This window comes from Mangrovibacterium sp., assembly GCF_059905295.1.
In genome coordinates this window covers 1-4,533 of the sequence record NZ_JBZQJF010000295.1, presented here as the reverse complement: position 1 = coordinate 4,533, position 4,533 = coordinate 1, and the positions used below count along the sequence as shown (strand labels likewise).

The 4,533-nt window shown below is 44.5% G+C and carries 6 protein-coding genes; 5 read left to right on the top strand and 1 reads right to left on the bottom strand.

The features are described 5' to 3' along the window. The 4 genes from AC37HE_RS14960 to cobC form a co-directional block, all read left to right on the top strand. Positions 1-342, top strand: a 342-nt coding sequence (locus tag AC37HE_RS14960; protein ID WP_500783661.1) for a nicotinate-nucleotide--dimethylbenzimidazole phosphoribosyltransferase, incomplete at its 5' end; no start/stop codon positions are given. A 92-nt stretch (positions 343-434) separates the two neighbouring features. Beyond that, positions 435-1,202 (top strand): adenosylcobinamide-GDP ribazoletransferase, encoded by a 768-nt coding sequence (locus tag AC37HE_RS14955; protein ID WP_500783660.1) that lies wholly within the window; start codon positions 435-437, stop codon positions 1,200-1,202. Positions 1,203-1,423: 221 nt separating this feature from the next. Continuing rightward, on the top strand, positions 1,424-1,867 hold the full coding sequence (locus AC37HE_RS14950; RefSeq protein ID WP_500783659.1) for a transposase: 444 nt from the start codon (positions 1,424-1,426) through the stop codon (positions 1,865-1,867). A gap of 258 nt (positions 1,868-2,125) precedes the next feature. Then, positions 2,126-2,665: an alpha-ribazole phosphatase gene (cobC, locus tag AC37HE_RS14945; RefSeq protein WP_500783658.1), complete on the top strand. Its 540-nt coding sequence runs from the start codon at positions 2,126-2,128 to the stop codon at positions 2,663-2,665. Positions 2,666-2,785: 120 nt separating this feature from the next. On the opposite strand, the gene AC37HE_RS14940 is transcribed toward cobC, so the two are convergent. Continuing rightward, positions 2,786-3,052, bottom strand: a complete 267-nt coding sequence (locus AC37HE_RS14940) for a hypothetical protein (RefSeq protein WP_500783657.1) — start codon at positions 3,050-3,052, stop codon at positions 2,786-2,788. A 296-nt stretch (positions 3,053-3,348) separates the two neighbouring features. Between AC37HE_RS14940 and cobT the strand changes: the two genes are divergently transcribed. Next, a complete protein-coding gene (gene cobT / locus AC37HE_RS14935; RefSeq protein ID WP_500783656.1) occupies positions 3,349-4,419 on the top strand; it encodes a nicotinate-nucleotide--dimethylbenzimidazole phosphoribosyltransferase in 1,071 nt (356 codons plus the stop codon). The last annotated feature ends 114 nt before the right edge of the window (positions 4,420-4,533 follow it).

Genomic DNA, 4,533 nt, shown 5'->3' with positions numbered 1-4,533 from the left:
TTTGGTGGATTTGAAATAGCGATGATGGCTGGTGCTATGCTTGAGGCTAAAAAACAGGACATGGTTATCCTGGTCGATGGCTTTATTACAACGGCAGCTTGCCTCACGGCCATTCAGTTTGATGCTTCGGTTCGCGAAAACTGCATCTTCTGTCATTCGTCAGAAGAGCAGGGGCATCGCCTGATTTTGGAACATTTGAAGGCTGAGCCGGTGTTGTCTTTAGGAATGCGTTTAGGTGAAGGTTCCGGAGCAGCTGTTGCCTATCCTGTGATCAAGTCTGCCGTGAACTTTTTAAATGAAATGTCGAGTTTTGAGGACGCCGGCGTTTCGAATAAAGAATAACAACTAGAGAAGAAGACGTTAGACAGTAGAATTTAGAACCTTTTTGCAGCTGTTTTTACTGTCTATCGTCTAAAATCTAATATCTCGTTCGTATGAAACGTCAAATTCAACTGCTCCTTACAGCCATCATGTTTTACACGCGCATTCCGGTGCCGGCAACATTGGAATACTCGCCTGAACGCCTGAACCGGGCGACCCGATATTTCCCGTTCATCGGGTGGATTGTTGGGGGAGTGGGAGCTGGTGTATTCTATGGACTCGTTCAGATTTTACCGTTGGGGGTGAGCGTGTTGCTAAGTATGTTGGCGACAATCTTACTAACCGGAGCTTTTCACGAAGATGGTTTTGCTGATTTCTGTGATGGTTTTGGTGGTGGCTATACCCGCGAGAAGATTCTGACGATCATGAAAGACAGTCGCATAGGTACTTACGGCTCTGTTGGATTGCTGGGTATGTTGGGAACCAAGTTTCTGGCGCTCCAGGCTATGCCAGTTTATGCGATTCCGCTAAGCATGATTGCAGCTCATGCTTTTAGTCGCCTGATGCCTGTACTGATCATCTTTACCAGCAGGTATTCGCGGGTGGATGAGCTTAGTAAGGCCAAACCAATCGGGAAAAGAGGGAAGAACAGCGACCTGATCATTGCTATCTTTTTTGCTTTGATCCCTGTGGCTTTTCTGCCCTGGCAACTCATGGCTGTTGTTTTGCCTTTGGCACTATTGGTAACCTTTCGCTTTAAAAAATATTCTGAGCGTAAGATTGGTGGCTACACCGGAGACTGCCTTGGCGCTGTGCAACAGCTGATTGAGGTGTTGTTCTATTTGTGTTTGCTAGGCGTGGCGCACTTTGGACTGATGTAGCGATTAAAAAACCGAGGTTTAAAGATATGCTAATAAGGTTTACTCTCAGGCTATTGGTGTTTCTACTAAGGTTAATTAGGAAGAATAAGGTTTGGTTTATGTAACTTTATTTTGTTATCCAACCTTAGTAGAGAAGTCGATATTCTATGGATTAACCTTATTGCCTTATTGAAATTCAAGGTAGAATGCTTTAACTTTAAAGTAAACGTTAGCCTTTTCCCATGAAAATAGAATACAATAACCTTTATACCCATCTTATTTTCTCAACCTTACATCGTCAACCAGTTATTTTTGAGGCATCCAGAGAGCGTATTGAAAAATATATTAGCGGAATTGTAAATAACAACGAATCACAGCTTTATGCTATTTATGCCAACCCAGAACACTTACATCTTCTGGTATCCCGCTCGCCTGCAATTTCCGAGCAGAAGTTGGCTACAATAGTTGCTGAAAGTTCGGAGCGGTTTATCCGGGAAAATAAGCTTGTTGCGGGACAATTTAAATGGCAGCAAAGTTGTTCTGCTTTTTCTGTTTCTAAAAGTCATGTAGATAGGGTCTGTAAGTATATCTTAAATCAACCCGAACATCATCGGAAGCATACATTTGCTGAAGAATATGAAGAGTTTATCAAGCATTATCAACAAACGATTCGTAAACCAGATTAAAAATAATCGAATAAGGTAAGGGGAGAGGGGCTGGTGTTTTCTTCTACTAAGGTTAGTTAAGAAGATAAGGTTTGGCTTATATTACCTTATTGAGATGAAAGTATGGTGTTCTGGTTATGAAGGATCTTTTTAACGAATACTTCAAAAACCGTTATTGCTCCCACTGTTAAGGTTAATAAAGAAATTGAGGTTTGATTTTGTTTGTATAACCTTATAATTTATTTCATTTGAATGCTATAATTTCACAATCTCAGAGAAATGCAAATTACCGCTATCCGCCATACCCGTGTTGATGTGCCTGCAGGTGTTTGCTACGGGCAAACAGATGTTCCACTGGCATCAACCTACGCTGAGGAAATGGTTGCTGTGAAAACGCAAACCGATTGGTATCAGTACGATGCGGTGTATTGTAGCCCCTTGACCCGCTGTCGAAAGCTGGCTGAAGATTTGTTTCCACGTGAAACGATTTTTTTTGATGACCGTTTGATGGAGCTGAATTTTGGTGCCTGGGAAATGCAAAAGTGGGATGATATGGATGAAACTGTTGAAGCGAAAGCCTGGTTTGATGACTTTGTCGGTGTACGGACACCAGGTGGCGAATCGTTTCAGGATCAGATTCACCGCACTGCTGAGTTTTTGATCGATTTAAAGAGTACTGCTTACGAGCATGTTGTTGTGGTTACCCATGGCGGAATAATCAGGGCTCTTTTTTGCCTGTTAAACGGTACCAAGCCCCAAGATGCCTTTCAAAATAAAGTGAATTACGGCGAGCTTGTGGAGTTTACGATTGAGTCGTGAGCGATTAGTCCTGAGTCGAGAGACAAAGACTTTACTTTTTCAATGACAGACGGGGTTATTCTTATGATGGTGAGTTGTGTTACTAATGACTACTAATGACAATTGGCAGACCGCTTCAATTTACTTTTTCTCGTCTTCCAGCGGCTCCAGGTTGTCCAGGTCGGGTGTGGAGAAAACAGGTGTCATAAATTTCAGGAAGCCTTGCCGGTAAATAGATTTGAAGACGATTACCCCAAACCAAACAGCTCCAAGGAAAAGGAAGGCAGCAATCAGGATTCCGATGACAGATTGCAGCTCGTTATAGATTAAAATGCTGAACATCGTTGCTCCAATAACGGGTAACAAACCAGTTAGCGTGCCAGCTACAATGCGGATGATTTTTTTCATAACGATTCGTTTTTTGAATTCACTATTAAAGGTAGCAATAATTAGAGCTCGATGTTCGGTAAGCTATGAAAAGTTTATCCTACTACCGGAACTTTTAACAGGTTGTTTTTCCCGGTGAAAGATGTTTACTGTCGAGCTGTTTCCCGCCTTGTTAAATCCCCAAAATTCAGCCTGATTCTCCTGGTGTTTTCAGCCTTTTCCGACCTGAAAAACGTATCTTTGAAGGCACTTTCAGAAGGGTGCTTCTGAGATTGGAGTAAGAGGTGTTTCCTTCGCGAAAAATCAACAAAAACCAAATGCAACAAAACGAATTTGAAATCCCCGAAATTAATGGGGGATTACGGAATGCCATTCAGCATAAACTCGACAATAAAGCCAAGCCGGTAGGATCGCTTGGCCGATTGGAGTCGCTGGCCATGCAGGTGGCGCTTATTCAAGATACATTAACACCGGAATTGCGAAAACCGGTGATGTTAACAGTGGCATCGGACCACTTAATTTGTGCCGAGGGGGTGAGTCCTTGCCCGGTTGAAATTACCTGGCAACAGGTGCTGAATTTTCTGCAGGGTGGTGGTGGAATCGGCTTGCTGTCACGTGTGTACGGTATGGATTTACATGTGGTAGATGCCGGGGTGAATTTTGATTTCCACCCACACCCGAAACTGATTGATGCCAAGGTTCGCAAGGGTACGCGTAACTTTTTGTACGAGCCTGCCATGACCATGGACGAGTGTATGCAAGCCTTTAACAACGGGCGTCGTATTGTAGCGAGGTTTTGTGAGGAAGGCACCAACATTATTGGTTTTGGCGAGATGGGTATTGGCAATACAACGCCTGCTTCGGCGCTGATGTCCATCATTTGTAAGTTGCCGGTTAAGGACTGTGTAGGTCCGGGCGCCGGACTCGATCGGGATGGTGTTTCGCACAAAGCCCGCGTTATTGAGCAGGCCATTGCCAGGCATGGTGTGTCGGAAAACGTACTTGAGAACCTGGCACGTTTTGGTGGTCTCGAAGTGGCAACTATTGCCGGCGGTATGTTTGAAGCTGCTGCTCGCCGCATGGTCATCCTTGTCGATGGTTTTATTACCACGGCCGGTATGCTGGTGGCCTCGGAATTGAATCGGAATGTCCTGGATTACGCCGTGTTTGCACATGTTTCGAACGAGCAGGGACATCATAAGATGCTGAACTATATGAACGCCGATCCGGTGTTGGCTTTTGGCCTTCGTTTGGGTGAAGGTACCGGTGCAGCACTGGCTTACCCCATGATGCAGGGTGCTGTAGCCGTGCTTTCAGAGATGACTTCATTCGAAGAGGCGCAGGTGATCAATACCAGCCATATTCGGTTTGAAGAAGCAGGGAGGTAATGAGTAATGAGTAATGAGTAATGAGATGCGAGTAGGGAGACATGAGCGATTAGTCGCAGTGAGCAATTGGATACCGTCCTTGTTTTCACCCGCTAACTCCCTGAAGGGAGAACC

Excerpts from the sequence above, each read along its gene's own strand:
- cobC (WP_500783658.1), top strand. The coding sequence starts at position 2,126 with ATGCAAATTACCGCTATCCGCCATACCCGTGTTGATGTGCCTGCAGGT.
- AC37HE_RS14940 (WP_500783657.1), bottom strand. The coding sequence starts at position 3,052 with ATGAAAAAAATCATCCGCATTGTAGCTGGCACGCTAACTGGTTTGTTA.
- cobT (WP_500783656.1), top strand. The coding sequence starts at position 3,349 with ATGCAACAAAACGAATTTGAAATCCCCGAAATTAATGGGGGATTACGG.
- AC37HE_RS14955 (WP_500783660.1), top strand. The coding sequence starts at position 435 with ATGAAACGTCAAATTCAACTGCTCCTTACAGCCATCATGTTTTACACG.
- AC37HE_RS14950 (WP_500783659.1), top strand. The coding sequence starts at position 1,424 with ATGAAAATAGAATACAATAACCTTTATACCCATCTTATTTTCTCAACC.